Raw genomic sequence first — 24,926 nt, 5'->3', positions numbered from 1 at the left:
CCCTATCGCGGCGCTCCGGTCGAACGCTGCACCAACGCCGCCGCAATACCCATGCCAAATGGATCCGCATGACCTGAACTGACGTTGGGCTCGCCAATGATGGGATGAATGCGGTGGCACAAGACGGGAATGACAAGGCCGCCGTCCAGCACGCGCTTGATGTTCTCCGGCAGATTGCCGGTCGATCTCTCTGGCTTGCGGTTTTGCTGCACATCGTGGCGGGCTCCTCGGTTTGCCGACTTTGGGAAGGGCCGCATCGCTGGCACCAGGGCGCAGAATTGCCGTGTTCTTTGCCGCGCTCCCGCTGCAGCGACAGCTTGAAAGCGACGTCGAGACGTAGGGATTGACGCCGCTGGTGCTGACCGCGACGATGCGGTTCAGAAGTTCCGAGCACCGCCGAGAAAGCCGCGCTTCGACCGCCACCTTCGCGCCTTCACACGCGACGCCGCCGCCTTATCTGCGTCATCAATATCGAGGAAATGGCGGTTGCCGCGACCGACCAGTGTCGTCGGCAGTGATTATCGCTCCCGCCCCTGGTTCGCAGGCGCTGGTGACTGGCACGGCCCGGCAACTCGGCGCGGTCAGCCGCTCGGGCACCGCATCGCCGGCGCCGTATTTCTCTCGTTCAACATCGCCGACAAAAATTAGAACTGATGAATTCTATCATAGGCCGCGAGGTTTCCTTTCACGAATGAAAGAAAGCTCGATTGACTATCCCGCCTCGCTCCAGTCTTTTGAAAATCAACGTGTGGTTGCCCCCGTGCAAGCCGAGAACGTGGCCAAGCTTCGTGGAGGGAGAGCCAAGCGATGCGTCAGGGGTCGACCCGCTTTGTACTCGACCACACGGCGGTGGCACGAGTTCACGTCAGAGCATTTTCGCGCTTGCCCGCGACGTCGCGGGCGCACATGCCGCCGGCATGCATTTCATGGCGCGAGATCGAGGATCACATGCACCACAACATTCCCAAATCAGAACAAAATGCCAGCGAGTGCCGCATTTCGCTTCCGGATGCGAAAAGGGCTTACCCAAAGTCCGAGACGAACACCGCGGTCCCTTTTGTGCCATCGCACGAGCACGCGCTTATCGGCATCTTCGAAATATCGAAAGTACTCACCGACCCCGCCCGGCTCGAAGTCACGTTGGCCAAGGTCGTCGATCTCCTGCCCTCGTTTGTGCAGATGCGGCACGGCATCATCGCTCTCTTCGACGCTGAGGGCGCACTGGACATCACCGTAGTCACCGGCTGCGACGAGAACAGCGATGAGCGCTCCCGGATGCGCCTGCCGCGCAAGGCAATCGATCTGATTGTGACGACGGACACGCCGCTCGTCGCCGAGAACATAGCGGTGCATTCGGCCTTCACTGCCGCTGACATAGAGGTGCTTGGGGCCTCCGACCCCGTGTCGTTCATTGGCGTTCCCATTCGTGTTGATGGGAACGCCGTAGGCACGCTGACTATCGACCGCGCCTTGGACAGCAGGTCAACGTATCGGCTCGATTATGATGTCCGGCTGCTCACCATGATCGCCAACATGGTGGGACAGACAGTCAAGTTGCACCGCTTCTCCGCGGGCGACCGCGAACGACCGACAGAGGTGGAAGATCGGCTGCAAACGCAATTCTCTGGTGTCAAGCACCCTGCACCGCCGCGCAAGAAGGTTCACGTCAAGGGGATGATTGGCGATAGTCCGGCGCTAAGCGCGCTGCTCGAGAAGATCGCAGTGGTAGCTAAGGCAAAGACCACGGTTCTGTTGCGAGGCGAATCCGGTACCGGGAAGGAGCTGGTCGCCAAGGCAATTCACGAGTTGTCGCCGCGCGCCAAGCGGCCCTTCATCAAACTCAATTGTGCAGCGCTGCCAGAGACAGTCCTGGAATCCGAATTGTTCGGTCATGAGAAGGGTGCCTTCACAAGCGCGTTCAATTCCCGCAAGGGTCGCTTTGAGCTCGCCGACAAGGGGACGTTGTTTCTGGATGAGATCGGCGAGATCTCGGCCTCCTTCCAGGCAAAGCTACTGCGCGTGCTGCAGGAGCAGGAGTTTGAGCGCGTCGGCAGCAACCAGACCATCAAGGTCGACGTTCGCGTGATTGCCGCCACGAACAGGAACCTTGAAGAGGCGGTTGCAAGGAATGAGTTCCGTGCCGACCTATATTATCGCATCAACGTGGTTCCCTTGCTGGTGCCGGCATTACGCCAAAGGCGCAGCGATATTCCGCTCCTCGCAGCTGAGTTTCTCAAGAATTTCAACGATGAGAACGGCCGTACGCTGACCTTCGATGCGCGTGCGATTGAAGTACTGATGAAATGTGAATTTCCCGGCAACATTCGCGAGCTTGAAAATTGCGTGCACCGGACAGCGATCCTGGCGGAGGGACGATCAATCGGGAGAAACGACTTTGCGTGCTCCCACGACCAATGCTTTGCCGAGGCGCTGCGGAAGAGCAGATCGGGCAAGGCCGCGCTGCAACCAGCGCCAATCCTCCCAGAGGCAGTGAATCCGGCCACGCCGCCGGATGCGGCCGCTCGTTCGGCCGCCACCACAGTCCCGCCTGCCGGAGCAACCCACTCATTGGGCGCGAGGACCACCGACGCCGAGCGCGTCATTGCTGCCATGGAAAGATGTGGCTGGGTGCAGGCAAAGGCGGCGCGCCTGCTTGGACTGACCCCGCGCCAGATTGGCTACGTGCTGAGGAAATACGGCATCGAGGTCAAGCGTCTGTGAAAGCATGACTCAGGCGGATTAGCTGAGACCGCTTAGCGGCTTGGCCCGCGCAGGGATGCAGATCCGCGTCCGCGTCAAGTCGATTCGACCGAGGACAGCCTGGCCGAATTCCCGTGGCAGCCGGCGTTGCGACCATCTTGTGAAAGGCGACGCTGCCATCGTCAATCCGTCCGCCATGTTGCTCTCGTTGCGAGCTCATACGGATGCCCCTGTGCGACTGAAACGGAGATAAAATATGTCCGATGCAAAACTGCAAGCTGTGCTTTCGTCTCTTCCGCAAGGGACGCGACAGTTAGATGCTCTGCCGTCCAACGGACCAGCGCCGGACAAAAGTTTTGTCAAGCTGAATACGAATGAGAACCCGTTTCCGTTGCCGCCAATCATAATGCAAAGTGCAGTGGCGGCCCTCAATCGCCAGTATCTGTATCCGGACGACGATAACATCAGCTTGAGGGAAGCAGCGTCCAATACCTATGGCGTATCCACGGATCAGGTCATCGCAGGCAACGGGTCGTCTGAACTGCTCGGACTCATCTACAGAGCTTTCCTCGCCCCTGGCGACAAGGTGGCGATGATATCGCCAGGGTTTTCGTTCAACCGCAAACTTGCCATGTTGCATGGTGCTGAGTTTCTCGAGATCGGATGTCAAACTCATTCGCTGCCAATGGAGCAATTGCTTTCCGGTCCGGCAAAAGACGCCAAGTTCATTCTGGTGGCCAATCCAAACAATCCGACCGGAACATTCCTCTCGATAAGCAATATCGAACGCCTCGTGGCACAATCGGATCGCCTGGTCGTCCTTGATGAGGCCTATGTCGACTTTGCACCCGATCACGGGCTGCGCCTCATCAACCGTTATTCGAACCTTCTGATCTTGAGAACATTTTCGAAGAGCTATGCCGCCGCCGGCATTCGCGTCGGTTTCGGTTTCGGTCACCCTGAGATTATTGGCAGGCTGCGCAACATCCAGAACGTCTTCAACATGAACGTGATCGGGCATGCGGTTGGTATCAGCGTGCTTGCGCATCGCGGCGCCTACGCAGAGAACCACAAGCACATCAGACATGAACGACAGCGAGTGACAGCCGCACTGTCGCAACTTGGATTTTCCGTAACGCCCTCCCACGCAAATTTCTTGCTAGCCCGTGTGCCAGCGGGACAGGACGGCTCATGGTGGCAAGCAGCCTTGGAAAGGCAAAAGATACTCGTTGCCTACTTTCCGGACAATGGTTTGGAACATTGCATCCGCGTCAGCATCGGCACAAAAGAGCAATTGGATGCATTTCTTGCTGCCGCTCGCGATATAGTTGGAAGCTTAAACATACCAAGCACCACGGGCAGGGGAGCGTCAGGCTCTGCTCGTTCGGTACGCTGACGCTAATCCGATATCACACATTGCTATGTTTAGACTTGCTTGGTCACCCAAGCACGACAACATTTTTCTTTAAAATCGGGGACAATATCGAGTGACAAACGTCTTTCCTTCAAACCTAGCCTTCGGCATCTTCGATCATCTGGACGAGGACGGCCTCGATATCGCCCGGCAGTACGAAGATCGCCTGATATTAGCAGAGGCGTGCGATCAGCTAGGGTTCTATGCCTATCATCTCGCAGAGCACCACTGTACCCCCCATGGGAGAGGTCCATCGCCGAATCTGTTCTTATCGAGCGTCGCCCAGCGCACCCGGCGCCTGCGTCTCGGACCCTTGGTGATGCTGCTTGCGCTTTATCATCCGCTGCGTGCGTTCGAAGAGATCTGTATGCTGGACCAGTTGAGCGGTGGCAGGCTCGAACTGGGCATAGGGCGCGGTGCTCTCCCGATCGAATTGGGTTACTTCGGGATTGGTGCGGACGCGGTGCCGGGCCGCTATGCGGAAGCCAGCGAAATTCTTGTTGAAATACTTGTTAATGCCATGAAGGTTGGCACGCTGTGCTATCAAGGCCGCCATTTTGAGCTCAATGACGTTCCTTTGACGCTAAGACCTCATCAGCGTCCACATCCGCCGACATGGGTCGCCGCCAATCGACCCGAGTCCGCAGCCTGGGCCGCTGCGAATGGAGCAAATATCGCGTGTGTAGGACCTTCCTCTTCTGTTCGCAAAACTACTGATGCGTTCCGCGCCTATCAAGAGGACAACACTGGCGCGGGCGATCGAGCGCCATTTATTGGATTGCTCCGCATGGTCGTGGTTGGGCGTTGTGACACACATGCCTATTCGCTCGCGGCACCTGCTTACGAACGATGGCTCAAGAGCTTCCAATTCCTTTACGAGCTTAACACTATCCCCACTCCACCCAACCTGCCGCTGACCTTCGATGCGGCAGTCGAGAGTGAATTGTGCGTGGTAGGATCAGCAGCGTCTGTGCGAGAAGCTCTGCTCAGTCAGTTGGAAGAGGCAGGTGCTAACTACCTTCTTTGTCAACTGGCATTTGGGAATCTGCCGCTAGATGCTTCCCTATACACCGCGACGACCATTCAATCCGAAATCATGGCTCGACTTGGCTGACCATGAAATTCGCGGTCTGATCCGAAGGTAAATCGTTGTAACAGCGCTCCCTCACATTGCTCGAGCGTGCACGTGGTGGGGATTGGGAAATCGTGAGGGAGGCCAAACTGACGACGAGCCGGCGGCACAGATTACCAGGTTTGTGCGTTGGCCGGCATCTGGGCACGGTGTGAGACTGCACGATCCTAAGGAGATGATGGCCGAGCGCGTCACGATGCCGGCACGCATCTGCTCGTCGCGCTCGCGCTAGTCGTTGCCCATAGCCCGCCGCAAGAGGTTCTTCTCGACCGGGGCGGCGCCGGTGGCGGCTCCCGCATCCAGCTTCATCAGCGGCTCGGCGGTAGCAAAGCCGTCACTCGCTACGGCGCTGTTGAGGGCGCGCTCGCGAGCGGCTTTGCTACGCCGAGCGACACCACCTGGAGCGAGTTCGCCCGATGTCGCGGCGTGCACCGCGGTCGGATAACGACGCTGGAGGAAATCGTTCGCAGCCGGTCTTCACGATCCGCGCGAGTGCTTTGCATGAATGCTGCCTGCTTCCTCGTCTGCGGCGGCCTGAGTGTCCGCCGGCACGCCCGAGGTCAATGTCAGTACCACAAGGCCGCCAAGACGTCAGGTCTGGGAGCCGGCTTGTACGGTCGTATCGTGTTCTGGAATATCGTCAAAGGAGGCGTAGTTGAGATTGTAGAGTTTGGAATACAGGCCCCCCATGGCTAATAGCTGATCGTGGTTGCCAGTCGCAATAACTTGGCCATTCTGAAGCACGATGATGCGGTCGGCACCCCGGATCGTGGCAAGACGGTGGGCGATGACGAGGCCAGTGCGCCCTTCAAGCAGCTTTATCAGAGCCTTCTGAATCTGCATTTCCGTGTAGCTGTCGATGTTGGCGGTAGCTTCGTCGAGCACGAGGATCTTGGCGTCGGCGACGAGGGCGCGGGCGAAACTGATAAGCTGGCGCTGGCCGAGAGATAAGTTGTCGCCGCGTTCGCCAAGTTGGGTCTCATACCCGTCGGCGAGGCTCATTATGAAGTCGTGGGCGCCGACCGCCTTGGCGGCCTCGATCACCTTGTCGCGCGTGGCTTCCGTCTTGTGGTATCGAATGTTCTCGAAGACCGTCCCGGTGAACAGGAACGGCTCCTGCAGCACCATGGCGACCTGGCGGCCGAGCGATTCCTGGGTGAGATCGCGCACATCATGTCCGCCGACCAGCACTTGGCCCTGCTGAACATCATAGAAGCGGTGGACCAGGGCCATCGCGCTCGATTTGCCAGAACCGCTCGGCCCGACCAGTGCGACCGTCTCGCCGGGATTGACCCGGAAGGAGACATTTTTCAGAACCGAACGGTTCGGATCGTAGCCGAAGGTGACGTCCCTAAACTCGACCGAGCCGTCCATTTCGGGCGAAAGCACCTCGGCATTGGGTTTGTCCTGAACATCGATCTTGACGTCGAGCACATCGGTCAGGCGCTTGCCTGAGGCCATGGCGCGCTGCATGATCGAATATTGCAGGGTGAGTGAGCGGATCGGGTCAAAGAAGCGCTGGATGTAAAACAGGTAGGCAACCAAAACCCCCACATCTATGCGGCTATTCACGACCATCGAGCCGCCGACCACAATAACGGCGGCCAAGGCGAGGCCGGTGAGGCCATCGACGATGGGCAATATCGCCAGTGCATATCTGGCAGCGATCAGTTGGGTCCTGAGGTTGGCATGGGCCCGGTCGTCAAAAAGAATGAAATTCACCTGCTGGCGATCCATTGACTGTATGGTCCGCACGCCGTGAATGGCTTCGGCCAGCGCGCCATTGACGACGGAATTGGTTTCGTGTGCAGCCATGAAGGCGTCGCGGGCACGTGGCAGCCAGACAATGCGGACGATCACCAGGATCGGCAGAACCGAGAGCGTCAGGAGGCCGAGGCGGAAGTCGAGCCACAGCATTACGAAAACGATGCCGAAGAGAAGCGCAACATCGCCTACGGAATATACCGAGGTTTCGAGGAATTCCTGTATGGAGTTAACGTCGCCTTGCAGGCGCGACATGAGGCGCCCGACCTCGGTCTTGTCCATGAAGGAGAGCGAAACCTTCTGCAGATGGCCAAACATGGCGCGGCGGATGTCGAACAGGACAGTTTCGGCCACTTTCCCAACGACGGTTTCCTGCATGTAGCCGGCAGCGAAATTGACCAAAATCGCCAAAACGAACGCCCCGACGGCCGCAAGCTGGGCTGAGCGATCGGTCCTTGCCGGGTTCATGCCCTGGTCGATCGCGTAGCGGATGATCAACGGGATGAGAAGCTGCGTCCCGGTGAAGATCAGCATTGCTGCAATCGTGATGACTACCCTGGCCCGATAGGGACGGACGAAGGCCCAGATGCGCCGGAGGATGCTCTTGTCGAAAGCCCGGCCGAACATCTCCTCCTCGATGCGGTGCGAGCCGACAACCGCGCGCGGAGGGCGTCTGCCGTCGTCACGTTCGGCTTCGAGTTCGCCGGCGCGGCGCTGCGCCATCAGCGGGCGCCCCCATACTGGGTCATAATGCTATCACCCGGGCGCGTCTGGAGATCGTAAAGGGCCCTGTAGCGTCCCCGCTTCGCCAGAAGCTCTTCATGGGTGCCGCGTTCTACGATTTCGCCGTTATCGACAAAAAGGATTTGATCGGCATGCATAAGCGCACTCAGCCGGTGCGCGATGATGATCGTCACCCGATCCTTGGCGAACCGCCGCATCGCCGCGCGAATGCGCTGCTCGGTGCCGGCATCGATCGCGGCCATTGAGTCGTCGAAAACGACGACAGAGGGGCGCAGCATCATGGTGCGAGCAATCGTGAGACGCTGGCGCTGGCCGCCAGAGAGAGAAACGCCGCGTTCGCCCACGACCGTCTCATACCCTGCTGGGAGCCCGAGAATGTAGTCGTGGAGCTGGGCGAATTCGCCAGCGTGTTCAATTCGCTGTCTCTTCGCCCAAGGATCGCCATAAGCGATGTTGTTCTCGATCGTGGTGGTGAACAGGAACGCATCCTGCTGTACAACCGCGACCGCCTTGCGAAGGCTCTCGAGGGTGACATTGCGTATGTCCTGGCCGTCCAAAGTGATGGCGCCACCGGTCACGTCGTAAAAGCGGGGGACCAGATGAGCCATCGTCGATTTGCCGGAACCCGGCGGACCGACGATCGCGATCGTCTCGCCTCTGCGGGCCTCAAAGCTGAGGTTCTTCAGAATGGCGCGGTTTTCGGCGTTGGGGTACGCAAATGAGACATTGTGGAAGCGCAGAGTGCCGTCGCTTATCTCAAGCGGTCTGGCCTCGAGAGCATCCCTGATTGTGATCTCCTGATCGAGGAGACCGAAAAGCCGCGAACCGCAGCTAGAAGCGCGGGCAAAGGCATTGACCATGAGGCCGATCTGGCGGACTGGCATTTGCAGGATGGTCATGAAGGTCAGGAAGGTCGCCATGGTTCCGACGCTGATCTCGCCAGCGACGAGCTTGTTGCCACCGATCCAAAGCACCAATCCCATTGCGAAAAAGAAGGACAAGGTCATCGCCGACGTGCTGGGTACGTAGATGTCAACGAGATCGTTGGCGAGGCCGAGCGCGTTCTTGGAAGCGCGGTCGAACTTCAGCATCTCATAGGATTGAGCCGCAAAAGCGCGGACCACGCGGATGCCTGCGAGATTTTCCTTCATCACGCGGCTTAGTACCGAAAGGCGCTCATAGAGGTCGAGCCAGGTGGCGCGCAGCCTAAGCTGTGTGGTCGATGAGCGCCAGGCGACAAAAGGCACGAAGCTCAGCGCGACCAGGCCGAGCATGGGATCGGTCGAGATCATCATGTAGGCGCCGATCCCGATCAGCATGGTGAGCAGGACCACGCGAACAAGCGCGGTGGAAAAATACATCCGCACGCCTTGGAGATCGAGCATTCCGATGGTGATCAGATCGCCTGAATGGACCCGGTCGTGAAAGGAAAAGCTGAGACGCTGGATCTTGTCGTAGTAGGCGAGCCGCAGTTCGTACGCGACATGATGCCCGACGGCTTCGGCAAAAAAGTTCTGCGCCATCGTGAAAACGCCGCGCAGCGCGCTGACGGCGAGCAGCAGGAGAGCCGGGGCCCAGAGCGCTTGTCCTGCCGCGCTCCCCGCGACACCGCCCCCGATAACTGTCTGGGTCTGGTCGACAGCCCGGCCGAGAAGCTGGGGAATGAGCAACTGGAGGATTGCCGCCATGATCGTCGAGCCCATAGCGAGGGCAACCTGCCACGGATGGCGCAAATTCATACGCGTGATGCGCAACAGCGTACTCAAATCCCGGCCCCAGCGCGCCGCTTCCACATCGGTCAACGAATTCAGAGCGTTCGTTGCGCTGTCGATAGCATCACTGCTCACGGGTGTATTCCCGACTGCATTTTTCGCCTTCGAGGCAAGCCGAAGGACCAATCATCAAAGGGGCCCGCCATTGTTAATCCTGTCCACCACCTGCAGCAGTGCCCGTTCCTATAAGCCGAGCCGCGGCTTCACTTACTGGCATGTCGATCACCGTGATTGCGCATGCCGCAAAGAAACGCGATTCGTTTCTGGTCAGCGTTTCCGCGTCCATTACCGCGCAATGTGGACCTCGGGAGCGCTTCATGATCTGCCTGGCGTAGGTGCGCAGCATCTGATCGTTGAAGCGGCAGCCAACGAAGAAAAATCCACGGGTGATGCGCCGTTCCTTCACCACGTCTGGGATCGGTGTCTGGATATCGATTTCGGTCAGGACTTCGACATAATCGGAATCTGCGACGAGAAAGTTTTGCGCCGGCCTAATACTCCCGTGAGGTGTATAGAGAACCGTCTTCGCCCCCGATCGGGGGTCGAGTTCCCTCCCGGACAAATCGTAGGTTTTCGTCCAAATGTTACCGATTTCGTTCGCGCGCGTGACGCCTTGTATCTCAACGACGTCCGTTCGGCCGGTCTCTACGAGAGCCGTGCGCATCGCGCCGTCGTACCAGCTGTCGACGATGAGGGAGAGCGGCAGCCTTGCGAGCCAGGCGTGGAGGAGGGTGGGCGCCACCGGCGCTGCGAATATGTCGGTCATCCAAGCTTGAAGCGTCCGGCGATGCCGGCGCTGTTCGATGAACTGCGCAACCGACCACATATTGGTGCGGATCCTGGAAGGGGCTGGCGCCCGTGCATTGAGTGCCGCGGCAACGACCTCGGGCGTATGCGGCACAGGCGGTTCCGAACAGTTGAACCCAAGAAGACCCGGACCGAGATAGGGGATCACCTCATCGGCGGCGAGCGCTTCCTTCGCCAGGTCAAGCAGCTTTTCGGCAAAACTGTCCCGCACGATGACGAGGTGGCCCGATGTCAGGATCGTGTTCATGCTCGTTCCTCGCGACGCACCTATCAAGGGGCAGCATCAGTCCTCTTCGGAAACCTTCCTTGCCTCGACGGTGATCGGCAGACGCGTATCCCGTGGAAGATCGGGGAGAAGGAGCCGCCACCCGTTCCTGAGCGTCACAGTTCCGCCCCACAACTCTTCCTTCTCGAGCTTGATGATCGGCTCTTCGAGGTCCTTCTTCGGGACATACGCCGACAAGCCAGCATCGGTCCTGCGGATCATGACTTTCATCTGGCTGTCCCTTCATTGGTATTGCAATCAGCACTGCAGGGCGCCTCGGCTTTGTCGAGGCTCATCAGTTCACGCGCTCGCATCCCGACGACGGTGCCACGGTCGATCCATTCGACCGCATAGATGAAGAACTGCTGGAGAAAGGTGCCAATGTCGCGCACATATCCCTCGTCGCCCTTCCGCACGAGATTTTCGCCGATCTCCCTTCCAGGATAGGTGCCGTCATTCTTTATGTGGCGAGTGGCACGTACCCGCTCTCCCGGCATGAATCGTGGAGGCCTGCGGATTTCGACCTCCTCTTCGCGTCCGAGCGACATGTCCGTTCCCTGATTTCTCTTGAGGCTGCAGATTATGAACAAAGGCGTTCCAGGCGTCCTGCGGAGGCAGCCCCGACCATGTCGGCAGCCCAATGTCCGTCACGCAGGAACGCAGGTCTTCGGCACCGGGCATACCGAGGCACATTGCTGCGCATCGAATACCCCCTCGCACTCGGTGCACTTGTGCGGCTCGATCACGTAGCTCTCGCCTTTGAACTTGATCGCGCCGGAGGGACATTCGAATTCGCAGGCGCCGCATTGGGTGCATTGGGATGCGATGATCTTGAAAGCCATTTTAACTCCTGGTCCGAATGAATGAGACAGCTCAGGCCGTCGCCGCGAGTGCGGGGGTCCCACACGCGGCGGCGTAAATCGCGCTGATTGCGGTCTCGATATAGTCATGGGCATAAGCGTCGGTGGCTCGGATTCCAGCGTCCGCGAGCTGATCCTGCGGGCAATTTCCGATCTTGGCGCACAGCACGATGTCTATGCCTTCAAGCGCTGCGATGACGCCATCGAGGGCGGCTTCTCCGCCCCAGCCGCCGAGGCAATATTGCTCCACCTTCCGATGCCCGACAAAGCTGATCCCTCTCGGCGAGGCTTGATAAACCTGGAATTCCTTCGCATGGCCGAAATGTTCATTGACGCGGCCGCCGCCCTTGGTCGCCACCGCGAAGAGAAGGGACTTGCCGGGGCTCGCTGCCTTGACCAATCCGATCGCTTCTCTCCTAGCCGCCACGTAATCACGACGCTCCTCCGCGACCAGCTCCCGATAGGCCTTGCGATTGCTGGCATCGTAGGTGACCTCGCCGGGAATCCGGTCGACTGTGAATTCCTGGCCACGATCCTCTCCGAGCAGGCCGACGGCATCTGCCCGGCACTGCCGGCAGTGGCGCATCAACTGGGCGCCGCCTTCGACACGATCCTGAAGAGCCTTCATCTCCATTGCGTTTGGGCCGCGTTGCCCGCTCAGTCCGTAGTGCGTGCCGTGCGCCGGGTCCGAAATCAGCGGCATGAGGTTGTGCAGGAACGCGCCTCGCTCCTTGACCCATCTATTCACCTCGACCAGATGCTCATCGTTCACGCCGGGGATCATCACCGAATTGATTTTGGTGAGGATGCCGCGCGCAGTCAGCATCTCCAGACCCAACATCTGCCGCTCGTGCAGGATCCGGGCGGCTTCGATGCCGACGTAGCGGCGATGGTCGTAAAAGATCCAAGGATAGATCTTTGCACCGATCTCAGGGTCGACCATGTTGATGGTGATCGTCACGTGATCGACATTCATGTCGGCAAGCTCATCGACATGGTCCGGCAGCGCGAGCCCATTCGTGGAGATGCAAAACTTGATGTCTGGGATTTCCCTGGCAACTCGTTCGAACGTTGCCTTCGTCTTCTTCCAGTCGTAACAGGCATCGCCCGGTCCGGCGATGCCGAGCACGGAGAGCTGCGGCACCTCGTTGGCGACCGCGACCACCTTGCGTAGCGCCTGGTCGGGCGTCAGCTTTTCGGAGACCACCCCAGGCCGGCTTTCGTTGGCGCAGTCATATTTGCGATTGCAGTAGTTGCACTGGATATTGCAGCCGGGCGCGACCGCGATGTGCATGCGCGCGAAATAGTGATGCGCCTCTTCTGAAAAGCAGGGGTGATCCTTGATCTTCTCCCGGATAGCCGGATCAGTGTCGTCCGGCTTTATCGCCGAGCCGCAGGACGAAGACGCGCAGCCCCCGGCTTTCACGGTGGCAATCAACTGGTCACCCAATGTCGTGCTGAGGCTCTCAAGCGAAATTGCCGGTGCGGACATCGAACGGCTCCGTTGCTGGGTGAATGTCGCAGTTCAAACCGCAAGAGCTATGCCAGCTCAAAGAGCGGTTTTGGTTCACGAATTGGCTTTCGTGTCGGATTCCGTCGGATTGCTCCGACACACCTTTGTCGTGCTTCCGACAGTGGACAAGCAAATCGGGTCGCGAAGGCTACCAGCCTTGGGCGCGCAGAGTGTGAGGGAGACTACTCCGTGCTTACGTTTGACGTCATCACAACGTCTAGAATTTCTTCACCTCGATACCATGCCGGCGCAGCGCGTAGCCGATTTGCCGCGGCGTGAGGCCGAGGATACGAGCCGCCCTGGCCTGAACCCAACCGGCCTTGTCCATCGCGTCGATCAGCCGGTCGCGTTCCGTCAGACGCGGGGGACAAGCGGGATCGTTCGGATCGCCGGCCGCAAGGGGAGATACGTTGCCTGCGGAGGCACCGATGCGACTGGCCGGCAGCCGCAATCCGACCGGCACTGCGTTGACCCGTGCGAGATCGTCGATGGTATTGCCGCCATTCGAGCGGTCGGCTCGCTTCCAGAGGAGCCAGGAAAGGCACTGGCTCTTCTTACAGGCGAAATCGGATGGCGTGATCGTCCTTGAACGCGCAAGTGTCGCCGTCCTTTGGACGCAGTTCTCCAGCTCGCGGACATTACCAGGGAAGTAGCATTGCGAGATCAGGTCAAGCGCCGACGGCGCGAAGGCGAGTGCGCGATCGTTCTCCTTGTTGAATCGGTTGAGGAACGCGTTCGCAAGGCGTGGAATATCGCCGGGTCGCTCTCTGAGCGGAGGCAGGATAATTGGCACCACATTGATGCGGTAATAAAGGTCGGCCCTGAACTCCCCTTTTATGACGGCCGTCTCGAGGTCCTTGTTGGTGGCGCATATGAGGCGCACGTCGACCTGTAGCGTTTTGGTGCCGCCGACTCGCTCCAACTCGCCTTCCTGCAAGACACGCAACAACTTGGCTTGAAAGGCCGGCGAAATCTCGCCGATTTCATCAAGTAGCAGCGTTCCCTCATTTGCCAATTCAAAACGACCGGCGCGCTGGGAGATAGCACCCGTGAAAGCGCCCTTTTCATGCCCAAACAGTTCTGACTCCAGAACGCTTTCAGACAGTGCGGCGCAGTTCAATTTGACGAAAGACTTCTTCCTCCGACGTGAGAGCTTATGGATGGCTTGCGCAAAGAATTCCTTGCCGGTGCCGCTTTCACCCCGCAGTAGCACGGTGGAATTGGTCCCTGCTACGACGGAGACGGTTTCGAGCACCTGCTTGAGTGCGGGGCTTTCCCCGATGATCCCGTCGATTTTGACATCCGCATGCCGGGCAGGGTCGTAGGTCCTCCCCTCGTTGGGCGATTTCTCCGGTCTCCATTGCTCATGGACAGACCGCTGACGATCTGTACTCAGGATGCGATGGAGACGGATCGTCCGGCCGACAAGGTTGGCGACCATCGTCAGGAAGTATGTGTCCTCGTCGTCGCGAAAGTCGGTGGCGCCGTCTCCGGCGCGGTCGATCGACAATGTCCCAAGGATTTTATGATCAGCCTTTAGCGGGATACCGATAAAGGCAATTGGGATGGTGCCGCTGCTCGAAGATGTTTGAAGGTCAGCCTGAAATAGTTGGGACTTGCGGACGTCCGGTATGAAGAGCGGCGTCCCCGTAGCGACGATCTGATCTGTTATGGCCTGTGGTATGACGCGGCGAGTGCCTGATTGAGGTGCGTGGGTATTGCCGGCAGTTGCGGCAATCTCCGGCTCTCCTTCAGCGTCCACGACGACGATTGCTCCGTGACGCATCTGCAGAAACGAAGGCAGGATGTTCACGACATTGGCGAGCGTAATCTCCAGCTCGCTGGGGGCGGTCAGCACCTTCGATATCTCGTAGAGTCCCCTGAGCGCGATATCTGCTTGGGGCATGCTTTTGATGGGCGGTTCAGGGCGGGTATCCCGAGGTGCTACCTCGTCGACCCGATCTTGCGGTACGTGAGCCATGGAAACACCTCAGCGGTTGTCGTCCAGAGTGCTCCTCCTTTTGTGTCTGAGTCTGAATTCTGAAAGCACAGTATTCACGAGCTTCTCTTCGTGGCGCGGCAATTCAAGCAAAGATAGACTTGGCGTTGGTCCCGACCTCAGGTGTACCAAGATTGACCCTGTTGATACGGTGCGTGCCTCGGTCATCCGAATTTGAAGAGGACTCCGAAGCCGCCGCGTGGATAGTTCCACTCGATCTCGCCACTGGTCTCGCACAAAATCCGGCAGGTGCCGCACTCCATGCAGCCGTCGGCGGTGATCTCCACTTGACCTTTGTCGTTCAACTCATAACATTTCGCGGGGCAGACGTGGGTCAGCGCGAGCAAGTTCGCGCTTGGCCTCTCGTGCGGTAGCACTTTGATATGCGGACGGCCGGAATCCACCAAGTAGCGGTTCTGGTAAAGCTTGTCCTCGACACGTGACTTCGTCACTGCGATCGTCATTTCGTCTCCCCTCAGCGCCACGCCAATGCAAGGCGGACCGCGTCGCTGACCAGCCCCCAGCGCGAGCGCGCCTTGATGAAGGCCGCCGTGGTCGCCTTTTCCTTCTCGATCTTCGGCGTGCCGTCGACACGCATGAAATTCTGCGCGGCTTGCGACATCAACCGCGGATAAGTCGTGAAGTAATTGCAGGAATTGGTGTGGAGCAGGGCCGGCATGTCTTTGTATTTCCTTAGGTCCTTGACCACGAAGGACTTGTCCAGCATGGCTTTGTAAAGGGCGAGATTCCGGTTGGTCATAGGACCGTTGCGGCTCTTGACCTCGATGATTGCCTCAGCCGCGATGCGGCCGGAGGTCATGGCGAGGTTCGAACCCTCGCGGTGAATGGCGTTGTTCAGTTGCGCGGCATCGCCGACCACGACCCAACCGTCGCCAAAGAGCTGCGGAATAGCCTTGTAGCCGCCTTCGGGAATGAGATGCGCGGAATATTCTTTCACTTCCGAGCCGGCGATCAGCGGCCGGATCGAAGGATGGCTTTTTAAGGCGTCGAGGAGGACGTAAGGGCTCTCGGCCATCGCGGCGAAATCGGAGACGAGGCAGCCAATGCCCAGTGAGATCGACTCCTTGTTGGTGTAGAGGAAGCCGAGCCCGGCCATGCTGCGGGAGGTCGTGCCCACCGCCTCGATCACGCAGCCTTCATCGCCTTTGAGGCCGAACCGCTGCTCAATGACCTCTTCGGGCAGGAAATGCATTTCCTTGACGGCGAGCGCCACGGTTTGCGGCTTCGGCATCTCGCGCAGGCCGGCCCGAGTGCCAAGCAGTCCGCAGACACCTTCTGCGAGGACGACCACGTCCGCGTAGATGGCTCCGCCGGCCCGGTCTGTGCGGACGCCGATCACCCTGTCCTTGGCGTCACGGATGAGTTCCGTCACGGTCGTCTCGCACAGAACCGTCGCGCCCGCCTCGCGCACCTTACGCGAAAACCATTTATCGAACTGGGCACGGATGATCGTGTAGCGGTTGGGCTTCGCCTCATTGAAGTCGTCCGACCGATAGTGAATCCCGGTGTGGGACGTGTCGTCCATCACCCAAAGCCGCTGTTCAACCAAATGCCGCTCGAGAGGCGCATCGTCCCGGAAATCCGGGATGATCTTCTCCAGCATGTTCGCGTACATGATGGCACCCTGGACATTCTTGGACCCCGGATATTCACCCCGCTCCAACTGCAGCACCTTCAGGCCGTGGCTGGCCATGGTGTAAGCAGCTGCGTTTCCGGACATGCCGGCCCCAATAACAATGGCGTCGAATTGTTCCTCAATCATGTCCATCCCTTAGCTCGCAAGCTTATCGCGACTGTGGGGCGACAGCCGCCGGGTGAAGGCTTCCGTCAGTGCGGGCAGGAAGCGGATCGCGTCGGTGACGATCCCGAGGTGAGCGAAATCGAAAATCGGCGCGTTCGGGTCGGTGTTGATGGCCACGATGAGATCCGCCCCCTCCACGCCAACCCGATGCTGGACGGCGCCGGAAATCCCGGCCGCTATGTAAAGCTTCGGCCGGATGGTCTTGCCAGTTTGGCCGATCTGCCGATCAGCTGGCATCCAGCTCTTCTGGACCAACGGGCGCGAACAGCCGTGCTCGGCGCCGATTGCTCGCGCGAGATTCTTCACAAGCTGCAGGTTCTCCGCCGCGCCTAGACCGAGGCCTCCCGCAACCACGACGTCGGCATAGGCAAGATTTGCCTTTGCCGACTGACTATCCGGCAGGAAGCCGAGGATTTTGGTAACGATCTCGTCCTCGACTACCGAGAGCTTGTGCCGGATGACACGCCCGACCGGTTTGTCCGCCCGCTGCGGCATGGGCATGACCCTCGGTCGCACTGTCGCCATCTGGGGGCGGAAATTGAGCGTATAGATCGTGCACAACAAGGAACCGCCGAAAGTCGGACGGGTGGCGGCGAGCGATCCGTCGGTATCCACATCAAGTTCGGTGCAGTCGGCCGTGAGCCCTGTCTGCAAGGTCGTCGCCACGGAGCCGGCAAGATCCCTGCCGAGTGTGGTGGCGCCGAGAAGAAGGATCTCGGGTTTGTGGGCATCGACCAGATCCGTCATCGCCTTGGTGAATGGCTCGTTCCGATAGTCGGCGAGCAGCGGCGCCTCGACGATGTAGACAAGGTCGGCGCCATAAGCGAACGCTTCGGCAACGGCATTCCCGATGGCCTCTCCCGGCGGTCCAAGCACGACGCCCGCAAGCTGGACCTGAAGCTTGTCTGCTAACTTGCGGCCTTCGCCGAGCAGTTCGAATGATACGGGATGGACCTGGCCGCGTTCGAGCTCGATGAAAACCCAAACGTGCCGGTAGTCTTTGAAATGCGCGGGCAGCTCCTTCTTTATGCCGGCACGGCCGGCGGCAGGGCGAGGGGTTTCTCGGTTCGCGGTCGACATCGTCTGCTCCTTGCCCTCTCACGCGCCGCCGTTGAAGGCGAGCTCATGTTCCAATGCCGGCTGGCGGGTGAAAATTGCCGTGATGAGTTCGTCAGCGACATCGCGCAAGGCCATCTCGGCGGTGTCGATTTTTGCCGCCTTTTCCGCCCGCGCAGGAGGGGCGAAAACGCGCTTGACGACCGTCGGTGAACCGCGCAGGCCGCATTTGGTGAGATCCTCAATGCCGGCGTCGGCGGCACTCCATTTCAAGACCTGGCTGCGCGCGGCGCACAGGGCGTCCTGGATAGAGCCCCGGCGGATCTCGTTTGTGCCTTCCAGCATGGTGATCAGGCAAGGGAGCTTGCTCTTCAGCATCTGTGTGCCGCCTTCGGAGCGGCGCTCGACCTTGATCTCGCGTGCAGCAAGGTCAATAGAGGCGATCTTCGCGACATAGGTCAGTTGCAGGAGATCGAGGCGCTTGGCGATGCCGGGTCCGACCTGGGCGGTGTCGCCATCGATCGTCTGCTTGCCGGTGAAGACGAGGTCTGGCGTGCCGAACGTCTCGCCAACCTTCGCGATTGCCTGGGAAAGGGCGAACGAGGTCGCCAGCGTGTCGGAGCCGGCAAAATAGCGGTCGGTCAAGAGCACCGCTCGGTCGGCGCCGTAACCGAGCGCCTTGCGCAGCGCGTCCTCTGCCATGGGCGGACCCATAGTGAGCACGGTGACTTCGCCACCATGGGCGTCGCGCAGTCTGAGGGCTTCTTCGAGGGCGAACAGGTCGTAAGGGTTGATGATAGTCGGAACACCTTGGCGCATGATCGTGTTCGTCACCGGATGGACCCTTATCTGTGCCGAGTCCGGCACCTGCTTGATGCAGATTACGATGTGCATTGGCGGTTTCTCTAGGCTCCTGTCCGGATGCGGGCTTGGCGGTTATCTCTTTGGTGCGCATCATTCGTGCCAACTGTTTTGCGCTGCCCCCTATTCCTAGAACTTCGCTTGGTTGCTTCTGAGGCCGCCGTGGTGATGACCGGATTTGTCGGCTTCTCGACATTGTCGCGTCGCAACCCGTGTCGCGGTCATTCCTGTCCGAACCGCTTCAGTACGGAGTCGAACGGGACAAAGGTGCGGCCCGGCGTGGCAGGTTTGTTCGGATCGTGGTCTTTGAGCACCTTGAAGACCCGATGGGTGAGCGGCGAGGAAACCGCGAAGTCCTCGTAAGCGCGTTCGAGCGTCGCGCGCACCCGCGCGGCAATCACCTGGTCGGGCAGACCGGAGAAATCTTCTTCGGCAAGGTATTGGCCCACGCGCTTCATGATATGGAGCCGCGAGACATTCAGCACCTTCGGATCATAGGAGACGCCAAGGACTGCGAAGAACTCCTCCGCAGCCGACAGGCGCTTCAGTCGTGCGAGGATGTCGGTGACATCGATGGGGCGGCTGTCAGCGGAACAATTCATTGCATTCTCCCTGGTCAGAAAACTGTGGTGTCGGTGCGCTCGCGCACGGCTGACCTGGACCCGCACAGCTCCGCGAGGGATGCCTCGCTGCACATTCCATCGTAGAGCTCGACCAGTTGAGTTGCAGTGACGGTCGATTTGGTCTCGGCCGCCTCGCGCCGGACGCGGGCCACCATCGCGGCTGCCAGATCCGGGTCGAGATCGCGACCGCTTTCGCTCAGCACATGGGCAATCGCAGTGGCGCCGGAATGCTTGCCGATGACGATACGCCGGCAGCGGCCCACGAGAGCCGGATCGAGCCCTTGATAAGTACGCGAGTCCTTCAGCAGCCCTGCGACGTGAATGCCGGATTCGTGCGTGAAAACATCGGCGCCGACGACCGGTTTAATGGCCGCGGTCTGCCGGCGGGCGGCCCAAGCCACCTGGGCGGCGAGGTCGGGCAATGCGGTCAGCTCCATGCCGGTATCCGCGCCGTCGAGGACCGCCATCGCGGCGGCCACCTCTTCCAGCGCGGCATTGCCCGCACGCTCGCCGAGCCCCAGGACGGTGACGGACGCATGGCGCGCGCCTGCGCGGATCGCGGCCAGCGTGTTGGCGGCAGCAAGTCCGAGATCGTTGTGCGCATGAAATTCAAGGTCGATTGGAGACTGCGCCACGAGCTGGGCGACAAGTTCGAAGGTCGAAAACGGGTCGAGAACGCCGACTGTGTCGGCTAGCCTGACGCGGCTTGCGCCGGCGCGTGCAGCCGTCTCGATGACGCGGGCGAGATGATCCCGATTGGCCCGCGAGGCATCCTCGCAGCCCACCGCGACGAAGAAGCCGGCGGCGGCTGCGCGCCTGACCATATGTTCGATGACCTGGAGCGCTCCCGCCTTATCGAGGCCGAGCTTGGCGGCAAGTTGGATGTCCGACGCAGGCAGCGATAGATTGACGGCGTGGACGCCGCTCTCGATCGCTGCATCGAGATCCAGCGACGTCATCCGGCACCAGGCCATGAGCCGAACCGGGAGACACCGCGCGACCACGGCGCGAATTGTTTCGATCTCGTCGGCGCCCATGACCGGCGTGCCGATCTCGATCTCTGCGACGCCGGCCGCCGCAAGAGACTCGGCGATCTCCAGCTTTTCCGTCGTGGTAAAGGCGACGCCGGGCGCCTGCTCGCCATCGCGCAAGGTCGTATCGTTGAGAAAGACATGACGGGTCATGAACGGTAGCCGGTTCTGCTGCCGCTCAGGCATAGACCGGATTGAACGTCTTCGGAGCTTCGCTTACCCGGCCCAGAACTGGGAAAGCCACGCAGCTTCTCCACGATTGCCGGCATGACCTCGAGCACCCGGTCGACGTCCGCTTCGCCGTTGTCCCGCGCCAAGGAGAAGCGGACTGCCGCGTGTGGCGTTTTCATCGCGCTCAGGACATGGCTCGGTTCCAGAGAGCCGGAGGTGCAGGCGGAGCCGGAGGAACACGCGATGCCCACGCGGCTGAGGAGGAGTGGAATTCCATCACTTTCGACATGTTCGAAGGAGATGTTTGCGGTGTTGGGCAACCGTTCCAGGGGATCACCAGTGACACAGGTGCTTGGGATGCGCTGGAGAATTCCGTCCTCTAAACGGTCGCGGAGCGACTTTACCCGTGTGATCTCGTCGTCCATGAATTTCAAGGCGAGTTCGGCCGCCATGCCGAGCCCGACTATGCCGGGCGTATTCTCGGTGCCAGCACGCCGGTTGTGTTCTTGGTGGCCCCCCTTGATCAGCGAGTGGAAATTGACGCCACGTTTTACGAAAAGCGCGCCGATCCCTTTCGGCCCGTGCAGCTTGTGGCCGGAGAGCGACAGCATGTCGATTGCGGTCGACTTCAGGTCCATCGGAAGCTTGCCGACCGCCTGCACAGCATCGGTATGGAAAAGGGCGCCCACTTCCTTGGCCAACTCGGCAAGCCTGGCCACGGGGAAGATCACACCAGTCTCATTGTTCGCCCACATTATCGAGACGATTGCCACCTGTGGGGTGAGGGCGGCCATATAGGCGTCGAGGTCGAGCCCGCCACGGCAATCCACCGGGATCCTGTGCACCTTGACGCGGCGGGTCTTCTCAAGATGCGCGCAGAGCGTCAGCACGGCGGGATGCTCGACCGCGGACGTCACGATCTCGGTTCGGTTGGGCGCCGCCTCGAGCGCCGAAAGAAGCGCTGCATTGTCGCTTTCTGTCCCACCCGAGGTGAAGGTGATCTCATCGTCGAACTCCGCGCCGATCAGAGCTTGCAACTGCCTCCGCGCCTTTCTCACCGCCGCACTGACTGAGGCGCCAAGAGCGTGCGCCGACGAAGGGTTGCCGAATTGATCCCTAAAGAACGGCAACATCGCTTGCACGACCTCAGGATCGACCCGTGTGGTTGCGTTGTTGTCGAGGTAGACAAGTTTCATGTGCGATCCTCAGTTGACCGGAATGACGCGAGCGCGCGACCGCCTCATTGAGCCTCTGGCGTATGCCGTTGATGATGATGGGCCCGAACTGGCAGCCGCCGCAGACGCCCGAGAGTTTGACGTAGACCGGATCGGCGTCGACATGGACAAGTCCGCAGTCGCCGCCGTCAGCCCGCAGGCAAGGACACCCGAACACGACAACGCTATCGATAAGCCGAATTTGGCGCAGCGGCGCGATTTGGCCGCCAGCAGCTTGGGTGCCACCAGGAACCGAACTGTTTCGGGAGGCGACGTTCTTTGCATCCTACCGGAAGCGAATGGCGGTCCCGAGATCCGTTTTCCTTGTTCTTTAGGACGGGGACATCTGTCGTGCCGGCCATATAAGTCTCCTCTGCCGCAAAATGAGTCCGTCGGCCGCATAGGCGCTTCGGGCGTTTAACTGAAGGACTTGCCGCAGCCGCACTTCTCGCGCGCATTGGGGTTATCGAAGACAAAGCCGGAAGATTCGAGCCCGGTGAGGAAGTCAACGGTCATGCCGGCGACATGCGGTTGGGAGCCCGCGTCCACGAACAGCTTGATCCCATCTGTCTCGGTGATCGCGTCGCCCTCGCGCGACACGCTCTCCAGGCCCATTAAGTATTTGAAGCCGGCGCAGCCGCCGGCCTGGACCATGATGCGAAAGCCTTCCGCCGGCTCGCTGGCGCGGGAAAGAGCAGTCTTGATGGCGGCAACAGCGTTGTCGGTGAGCGTAATCATGGCTCCATTCTCCTCAGTCCGGGACCTGCTTGCGCATCACGTTGCATGCACCGTGCCAAAGCGAAAAAATGTTTCAACACAGCGCGGCATCTCTGACACTGCGGTGGTTCTTGTGAGTCCATTGCTGCGAAGGTGTCGGCCAACCGACACGTACTGTCGGGTTTGTCGGGTCCGCCACGCGGGATGTTGGGCCTGAGTTGTTGGCTGAACTCACATTAAACCAATGACCATTACAGAAGACTTCTTCTGAGCTTGCTACGGCGCAATTGGCACGGTTTTTGAAGCTCCACTGGCGAGGCGGCAAGAGACTGCCGATCCACAATCGTGTCGTGGGTGCCCTCGCGATCGATGGGGCGAAGCAAGGGAGCAACATGTCAGGACTGGGTCAGATACGCTTTGTTTGGCGAAGCAGCGCCGCCCGTGGCATCCGAATGCCCGCTTGGCCGATTGCGACAACACCCACAATCGCTCACCACCGCCTAGTGGCCACCGACCGGCTCGACGTGATTCCATCGGCATGTGCCTGCTCGTGTCACTCGGGTCTCGCCGCTCCGATAGCACCCCCGGTTTTCGCGCGGGTGCGACGACGTGCGCACGCTGTCCAGCGACACTTTGTTCACGGGCCAGCAGCAGATCAGGGTCGAGCATTTCGGCGCGCCCTATCGGCTGAAGATTCACCGGCAGGGCAGCTGATCCTCACACGTAGGTCGAAGCAGGGGTAAGACATGGACCAGCGCGAGAAACCGTCGCCGGACGAAATCCGGCGGGCGTGCGAAGACAATCCGAAAATCCGGGAGCATGATCTCGCCGCTCGATTGGGCATTTCGGAAGCCGAATTGGTCGCGGCGCATTGTGGTCACGGCGCGGTGCGCATCGAGCCGCGTGTCGATGATCTGCTGACCGGCCTCGGAGCGGTCGGCGAGGTGATGGCGGTCACCCGCAACCAAAGTGCCGTGCACCAAAAGATCGGCGTCTACGACAAAGTGGTCACCGGCAACCCGCATGCCATGGTGCTCGGCGACGAGATCGACCTGCGCATCTTCCCGAAAGCGTGGGCGTATGGCTTCGCCGTCGAGAAGCGCGAGGGAGCCGAGATCCGCCGCAGCCTGCAATTCTTTGATACCACCGGCGAGGCGATGCACAAAGTACATCTCAGGCCCGCCTCGAACCTGCACGCCTATCAGAATCTGGCGGCAGAGCTCGTATCCTCCGACCAGGAGCCGATCATATCGGTCGAGGCGAGCGGGGCGCGCGATAACGCAGTGAGTCCAGACCAAGCCGCCACGGTCGACGACCTACGCGAGCACTGGAGCCGGCTGAGCGACGTGCATCAGTTCTACCATATGTTGAAGACCCTGAAGCTCAGCCGCTGCCAGGCGATGCGTATGGCCGACGAGGATTACGCCTGGCTGCTCGACAATGATGCCGTTGGCGCCCTGTTCCAACAGGCGGCCGAAGACGAGATGCCGATCATGTGCTTTGTCGGCAATCGTGGTTGCATCCAGATCCATTCCGGCCCGATCAAGTCGATCAAGCAAATCGGGCCGCGGATCAATGTGCTCGACGAGAACTTCCATCTCCATCTTAGGACTCATCACATCCGCGAGGTCTGGGCCGTGCGCAAGCCGACGAGGGACGGTCACGTCACGTCCATTGAAGCCTATGGCGCCGACGGCAAGATGATCATCCAGTTCTTCGGCACGCCCAAGGAAGGCGAACGCGAGCGCAGCGACTGGCGGTTTCTGGCCGAGAGTCTGCCACGCGTTCCCGGTCCGACCGACAGGGATGTGTGAGCCGACAGGCCCTCGGATTGAACCGGCCGCCATAGGACTCGGCACCACGTTCCGACAGCGGCTCGCGAGGAAATATAGGTCCATGTGCGATAGAGCTTGCCGTCGTAGCGCATACGGCCGTCAGGGTGCACGCCGGAATTGACCGCAGCGATACAGTCAAGCTCGTCGTCGGCCGGACCGCTGCGCACGAGTGCATCGCCGTCTAGCCGAAAATCCTTGCAGCGCCTGCGAGCGATAAAACGCATACGCCATCAGGGCCGAACCGAAGCGCGGCTCGACCTTGTTGATATTTCCGATCATCGCGCGCAAGCGCCGACGGGTCTTGTCGGACCGCACCCGATCCTTGCGCTGGATCGCGTCGTTGCTCAGTCCGGGCCGTGCGAGCGATCTCCTCGCTCGTCGACCGGAAGGCTGTGCAGCAGCAGCCAAGCCGAACAGCCCGATGTCGCGGACACGACAAAACCGACCACGGATGTCGGTTGTCGGACGTTGTCCTAAGAATGATGGACAGGTGATCATCAGCGGCGGGCCCAGTGCAGGCTGGCATCGATTGGTGCAGCGCCATGGGTACGCCTATCCGGCACGCGACTTGCTTCGACAATTTGATCAGCAGGGCATCAGCAGTGCGTCACGGTGCTCAGAGGTGA

24 protein-coding genes and 1 pseudogene are annotated in these 24,926 nt (G+C 60.1%); 5 read left to right on the top strand and 20 right to left on the bottom strand.

What is annotated here, in order from left to right; genetic code table 11:
• Nucleotides 1-2: 2 nt before the first annotated feature.
• Nucleotides 3-212 carry a hypothetical protein gene (locus tag NKG95_RS16665; protein WP_156937379.1) on the bottom strand — a complete coding sequence of 70 codons (210 nt, stop codon included), beginning with the start codon at nt 210-212 and terminating at the stop codon, nt 3-5.
• A 736-nt stretch (nt 213-948) separates the two neighbouring features.
• Here NKG95_RS16665 and nifA (NKG95_RS16660) point away from each other — a divergent pair.
• The 3 genes from nifA (NKG95_RS16660) to NKG95_RS16650 all read left to right on the top strand — a co-directional run bounded on the left by nifA (NKG95_RS16660) (nt 949) and on the right by NKG95_RS16650 (nt 5,228).
• The gene (gene nifA, locus NKG95_RS16660; protein WP_353041552.1) at nt 949-2,721 is read left to right on the top strand and encodes a nif-specific transcriptional activator NifA; all 1,773 of its coding nucleotides are present in this window, start codon (nt 949-951) and stop codon (nt 2,719-2,721) included.
• 235 nt (nt 2,722-2,956) lie between these two features.
• A complete protein-coding gene (gene hisC, locus NKG95_RS16655) occupies nt 2,957-4,096 on the top strand; it encodes a histidinol-phosphate transaminase (protein WP_023678255.1) in 1,140 nt (379 codons plus the stop codon).
• A 91-nt stretch (nt 4,097-4,187) separates the two neighbouring features.
• Nucleotides 4,188-5,228: an LLM class flavin-dependent oxidoreductase gene (locus NKG95_RS16650; RefSeq protein WP_023719302.1), complete on the top strand. Its 1,041-nt coding sequence runs from the start codon at nt 4,188-4,190 to the stop codon at nt 5,226-5,228.
• 246 nt (nt 5,229-5,474) lie between these two features.
• Here NKG95_RS16650 and NKG95_RS16645 read toward each other — a convergent pair whose 3' ends face one another.
• The 18 genes from NKG95_RS16645 to NKG95_RS16560 all read right to left on the bottom strand — a co-directional run bounded on the left by NKG95_RS16645 (nt 5,475) and on the right by NKG95_RS16560 (nt 22,486).
• Nucleotides 5,475-5,678, bottom strand: coding sequence for a hypothetical protein (locus NKG95_RS16645; protein ID WP_352457028.1), 204 nt, complete (start codon nt 5,676-5,678; stop codon nt 5,475-5,477).
• A gap of 159 nt (nt 5,679-5,837) precedes the next feature.
• Entirely contained in the window at nt 5,838-7,733 is a 1,896-nt protein-coding gene (locus tag NKG95_RS16640) for an ABC transporter ATP-binding protein (RefSeq protein ID WP_352466661.1), read from the bottom strand.
• Nucleotides 7,733-9,601: an ABC transporter ATP-binding protein gene (locus NKG95_RS16635; RefSeq protein WP_353041549.1), complete on the bottom strand. Its 1,869-nt coding sequence runs from the start codon at nt 9,599-9,601 to the stop codon at nt 7,733-7,735. The genes NKG95_RS16640 and NKG95_RS16635 overlap by 1 nt, the downstream gene beginning before the upstream one ends.
• A gap of 73 nt (nt 9,602-9,674) precedes the next feature.
• Nucleotides 9,675-10,580, bottom strand: coding sequence for an SIR2 family NAD-dependent protein deacylase (locus NKG95_RS16630; RefSeq protein WP_353041547.1), 906 nt, complete (start codon nt 10,578-10,580; stop codon nt 9,675-9,677).
• A gap of 36 nt (nt 10,581-10,616) precedes the next feature.
• Nucleotides 10,617-10,829: a putative nitrogen fixation protein NifT gene (gene nifT, locus NKG95_RS16625; RefSeq protein ID WP_023678250.1), complete on the bottom strand. Its 213-nt coding sequence runs from the start codon at nt 10,827-10,829 to the stop codon at nt 10,617-10,619.
• Nucleotides 10,826-11,146, bottom strand: coding sequence for a nitrogen fixation protein NifZ (locus NKG95_RS16620; protein ID WP_352772749.1), 321 nt, complete (start codon nt 11,144-11,146; stop codon nt 10,826-10,828). Before NKG95_RS16620 ends, nifT begins: the two co-directional genes overlap by 4 nt.
• A 99-nt stretch (nt 11,147-11,245) precedes the next feature.
• A complete protein-coding gene (locus NKG95_RS16615) occupies nt 11,246-11,440 on the bottom strand; it encodes a 4Fe-4S dicluster domain-containing protein (protein WP_352457023.1) in 195 nt (64 codons plus the stop codon).
• Nucleotides 11,441-11,471: 31 nt separating this feature from the next.
• A complete protein-coding gene (nifB, locus tag NKG95_RS16610; RefSeq protein ID WP_353041545.1) occupies nt 11,472-12,950 on the bottom strand; it encodes a nitrogenase cofactor biosynthesis protein NifB in 1,479 nt (492 codons plus the stop codon).
• A gap of 238 nt (nt 12,951-13,188) precedes the next feature.
• Nucleotides 13,189-14,952, bottom strand: a complete 1,764-nt coding sequence (nifA, locus tag NKG95_RS16605; protein ID WP_353041543.1) for a nif-specific transcriptional activator NifA — start codon at nt 14,950-14,952, stop codon at nt 13,189-13,191.
• A 182-nt stretch (nt 14,953-15,134) separates the two neighbouring features.
• Entirely contained in the window at nt 15,135-15,434 is a 300-nt protein-coding gene (locus NKG95_RS16600) for a ferredoxin family protein (RefSeq protein WP_352480510.1), read from the bottom strand.
• A gap of 11 nt (nt 15,435-15,445) precedes the next feature.
• On the bottom strand, nt 15,446-16,753 hold the full coding sequence (locus tag NKG95_RS16595; protein WP_352646989.1) for an FAD-binding protein: 1,308 nt from the start codon (nt 16,751-16,753) through the stop codon (nt 15,446-15,448).
• Between the two features lie 9 nt (nt 16,754-16,762).
• A complete protein-coding gene (locus tag NKG95_RS16590; RefSeq protein WP_352646930.1) occupies nt 16,763-17,872 on the bottom strand; it encodes an electron transfer flavoprotein subunit alpha/FixB family protein in 1,110 nt (369 codons plus the stop codon).
• 18 nt (nt 17,873-17,890) lie between these two features.
• Complete coding sequence (locus NKG95_RS16585) at nt 17,891-18,742, bottom strand: electron transfer flavoprotein subunit beta/FixA family protein (RefSeq protein WP_352646932.1); 852 nt, start codon at nt 18,740-18,742, stop codon at nt 17,891-17,893.
• A gap of 188 nt (nt 18,743-18,930) precedes the next feature.
• Entirely contained in the window at nt 18,931-19,311 is a 381-nt protein-coding gene (gene nifW, locus NKG95_RS16580; protein ID WP_352503026.1) for a nitrogenase stabilizing/protective protein NifW, read from the bottom strand.
• A gap of 14 nt (nt 19,312-19,325) precedes the next feature.
• Complete coding sequence (nifV, locus tag NKG95_RS16575; protein WP_353041540.1) at nt 19,326-20,516, bottom strand: homocitrate synthase; 1,191 nt, start codon at nt 20,514-20,516, stop codon at nt 19,326-19,328.
• Nucleotides 20,513-21,730: a cysteine desulfurase NifS gene (gene nifS / locus NKG95_RS16570; RefSeq protein ID WP_353041538.1), complete on the bottom strand. Its 1,218-nt coding sequence runs from the start codon at nt 21,728-21,730 to the stop codon at nt 20,513-20,515. The genes nifV and nifS overlap by 4 nt, the downstream gene beginning before the upstream one ends.
• Nucleotides 21,681-21,926 (bottom strand): NifU family protein, encoded by a 246-nt coding sequence (locus NKG95_RS16565; RefSeq protein ID WP_352850716.1) that lies wholly within the window; start codon nt 21,924-21,926, stop codon nt 21,681-21,683. Before NKG95_RS16565 ends, nifS begins: the two co-directional genes overlap by 50 nt.
• A gap of 239 nt (nt 21,927-22,165) precedes the next feature.
• Complete coding sequence (locus NKG95_RS16560) at nt 22,166-22,486, bottom strand: HesB/IscA family protein (RefSeq protein ID WP_023678237.1); 321 nt, start codon at nt 22,484-22,486, stop codon at nt 22,166-22,168.
• Between the two features lie 588 nt (nt 22,487-23,074).
• Between NKG95_RS16560 and hemP the strand changes: the two genes are divergently transcribed.
• Both hemP and NKG95_RS16550 read left to right on the top strand, forming a co-directional pair.
• Nucleotides 23,075-23,179 (top strand): hemin uptake protein HemP, encoded by a 105-nt coding sequence (gene hemP / locus NKG95_RS16555; RefSeq protein WP_353041536.1) that lies wholly within the window; start codon nt 23,075-23,077, stop codon nt 23,177-23,179.
• Nucleotides 23,180-23,211: 32 nt separating this feature from the next.
• On the top strand, nt 23,212-24,279 hold the full coding sequence (locus NKG95_RS16550; protein ID WP_353041534.1) for a hemin-degrading factor: 1,068 nt from the start codon (nt 23,212-23,214) through the stop codon (nt 24,277-24,279).
• A 125-nt stretch (nt 24,280-24,404) separates the two neighbouring features.
• On the opposite strand, the pseudogene NKG95_RS34300 reads toward NKG95_RS16550, so the two are convergent.
• A pseudogene (locus tag NKG95_RS34300) lies at nt 24,405-24,739 on the bottom strand (hypothetical protein); the annotation flags it as partial.
• Nucleotides 24,740-24,926 lie beyond the last annotated feature (187 nt).

The organism is Mesorhizobium sp. M1423 (assembly GCF_040317575.1).
Taxonomy (GTDB): Bacteria; Pseudomonadota; Alphaproteobacteria; order Rhizobiales; family Rhizobiaceae; genus Mesorhizobium.
This window is presented reverse-complemented; position numbering and strand designations above follow the sequence as displayed.

Coding starts and splice junctions, on each gene's coding strand:
- nifA (WP_353041552.1), top strand. CDS start 949: ATGCACCACAACATTCCCAAATCAGAACAAAATGCCAGCGAGTGCCGC.
- hisC (WP_023678255.1), top strand. CDS start 2,957: ATGTCCGATGCAAAACTGCAAGCTGTGCTTTCGTCTCTTCCGCAAGGG.
- NKG95_RS16640 (WP_352466661.1), bottom strand. CDS start 7,733: ATGGCGCAGCGCCGCGCCGGCGAACTCGAAGCCGAACGTGACGACGGC.
- NKG95_RS16630 (WP_353041547.1), bottom strand. CDS start 10,580: ATGAACACGATCCTGACATCGGGCCACCTCGTCATCGTGCGGGACAGT.
- nifT (WP_023678250.1), bottom strand. CDS start 10,829: ATGAAAGTCATGATCCGCAGGACCGATGCTGGCTTGTCGGCGTATGTC.
- NKG95_RS16620 (WP_352772749.1), bottom strand. CDS start 11,146: ATGTCGCTCGGACGCGAAGAGGAGGTCGAAATCCGCAGGCCTCCACGA.
- NKG95_RS16615 (WP_352457023.1), bottom strand. CDS start 11,440: ATGGCTTTCAAGATCATCGCATCCCAATGCACCCAATGCGGCGCCTGC.
- nifB (WP_353041545.1), bottom strand. CDS start 12,950: ATGTCCGCACCGGCAATTTCGCTTGAGAGCCTCAGCACGACATTGGGT.
- nifA (WP_353041543.1), bottom strand. CDS start 14,952: ATGGCTCACGTACCGCAAGATCGGGTCGACGAGGTAGCACCTCGGGAT.
- NKG95_RS16600 (WP_352480510.1), bottom strand. CDS start 15,434: ATGACGATCGCAGTGACGAAGTCACGTGTCGAGGACAAGCTTTACCAG.
- NKG95_RS16595 (WP_352646989.1), bottom strand. CDS start 16,753: ATGATTGAGGAACAATTCGACGCCATTGTTATTGGGGCCGGCATGTCC.
- NKG95_RS16590 (WP_352646930.1), bottom strand. CDS start 17,872: ATGTCGACCGCGAACCGAGAAACCCCTCGCCCTGCCGCCGGCCGTGCC.
- NKG95_RS16585 (WP_352646932.1), bottom strand. CDS start 18,742: ATGCACATCGTAATCTGCATCAAGCAGGTGCCGGACTCGGCACAGATA.
- nifW (WP_352503026.1), bottom strand. CDS start 19,311: ATGAATTGTTCCGCTGACAGCCGCCCCATCGATGTCACCGACATCCTC.
- nifV (WP_353041540.1), bottom strand. CDS start 20,516: ATGACCCGTCATGTCTTTCTCAACGATACGACCTTGCGCGATGGCGAG.
- nifS (WP_353041538.1), bottom strand. CDS start 21,730: ATGAAACTTGTCTACCTCGACAACAACGCAACCACACGGGTCGATCCT.
- NKG95_RS16560 (WP_023678237.1), bottom strand. CDS start 22,486: ATGATTACGCTCACCGACAACGCTGTTGCCGCCATCAAGACTGCTCTT.
- NKG95_RS16550 (WP_353041534.1), top strand. CDS start 23,212: ATGGACCAGCGCGAGAAACCGTCGCCGGACGAAATCCGGCGGGCGTGC.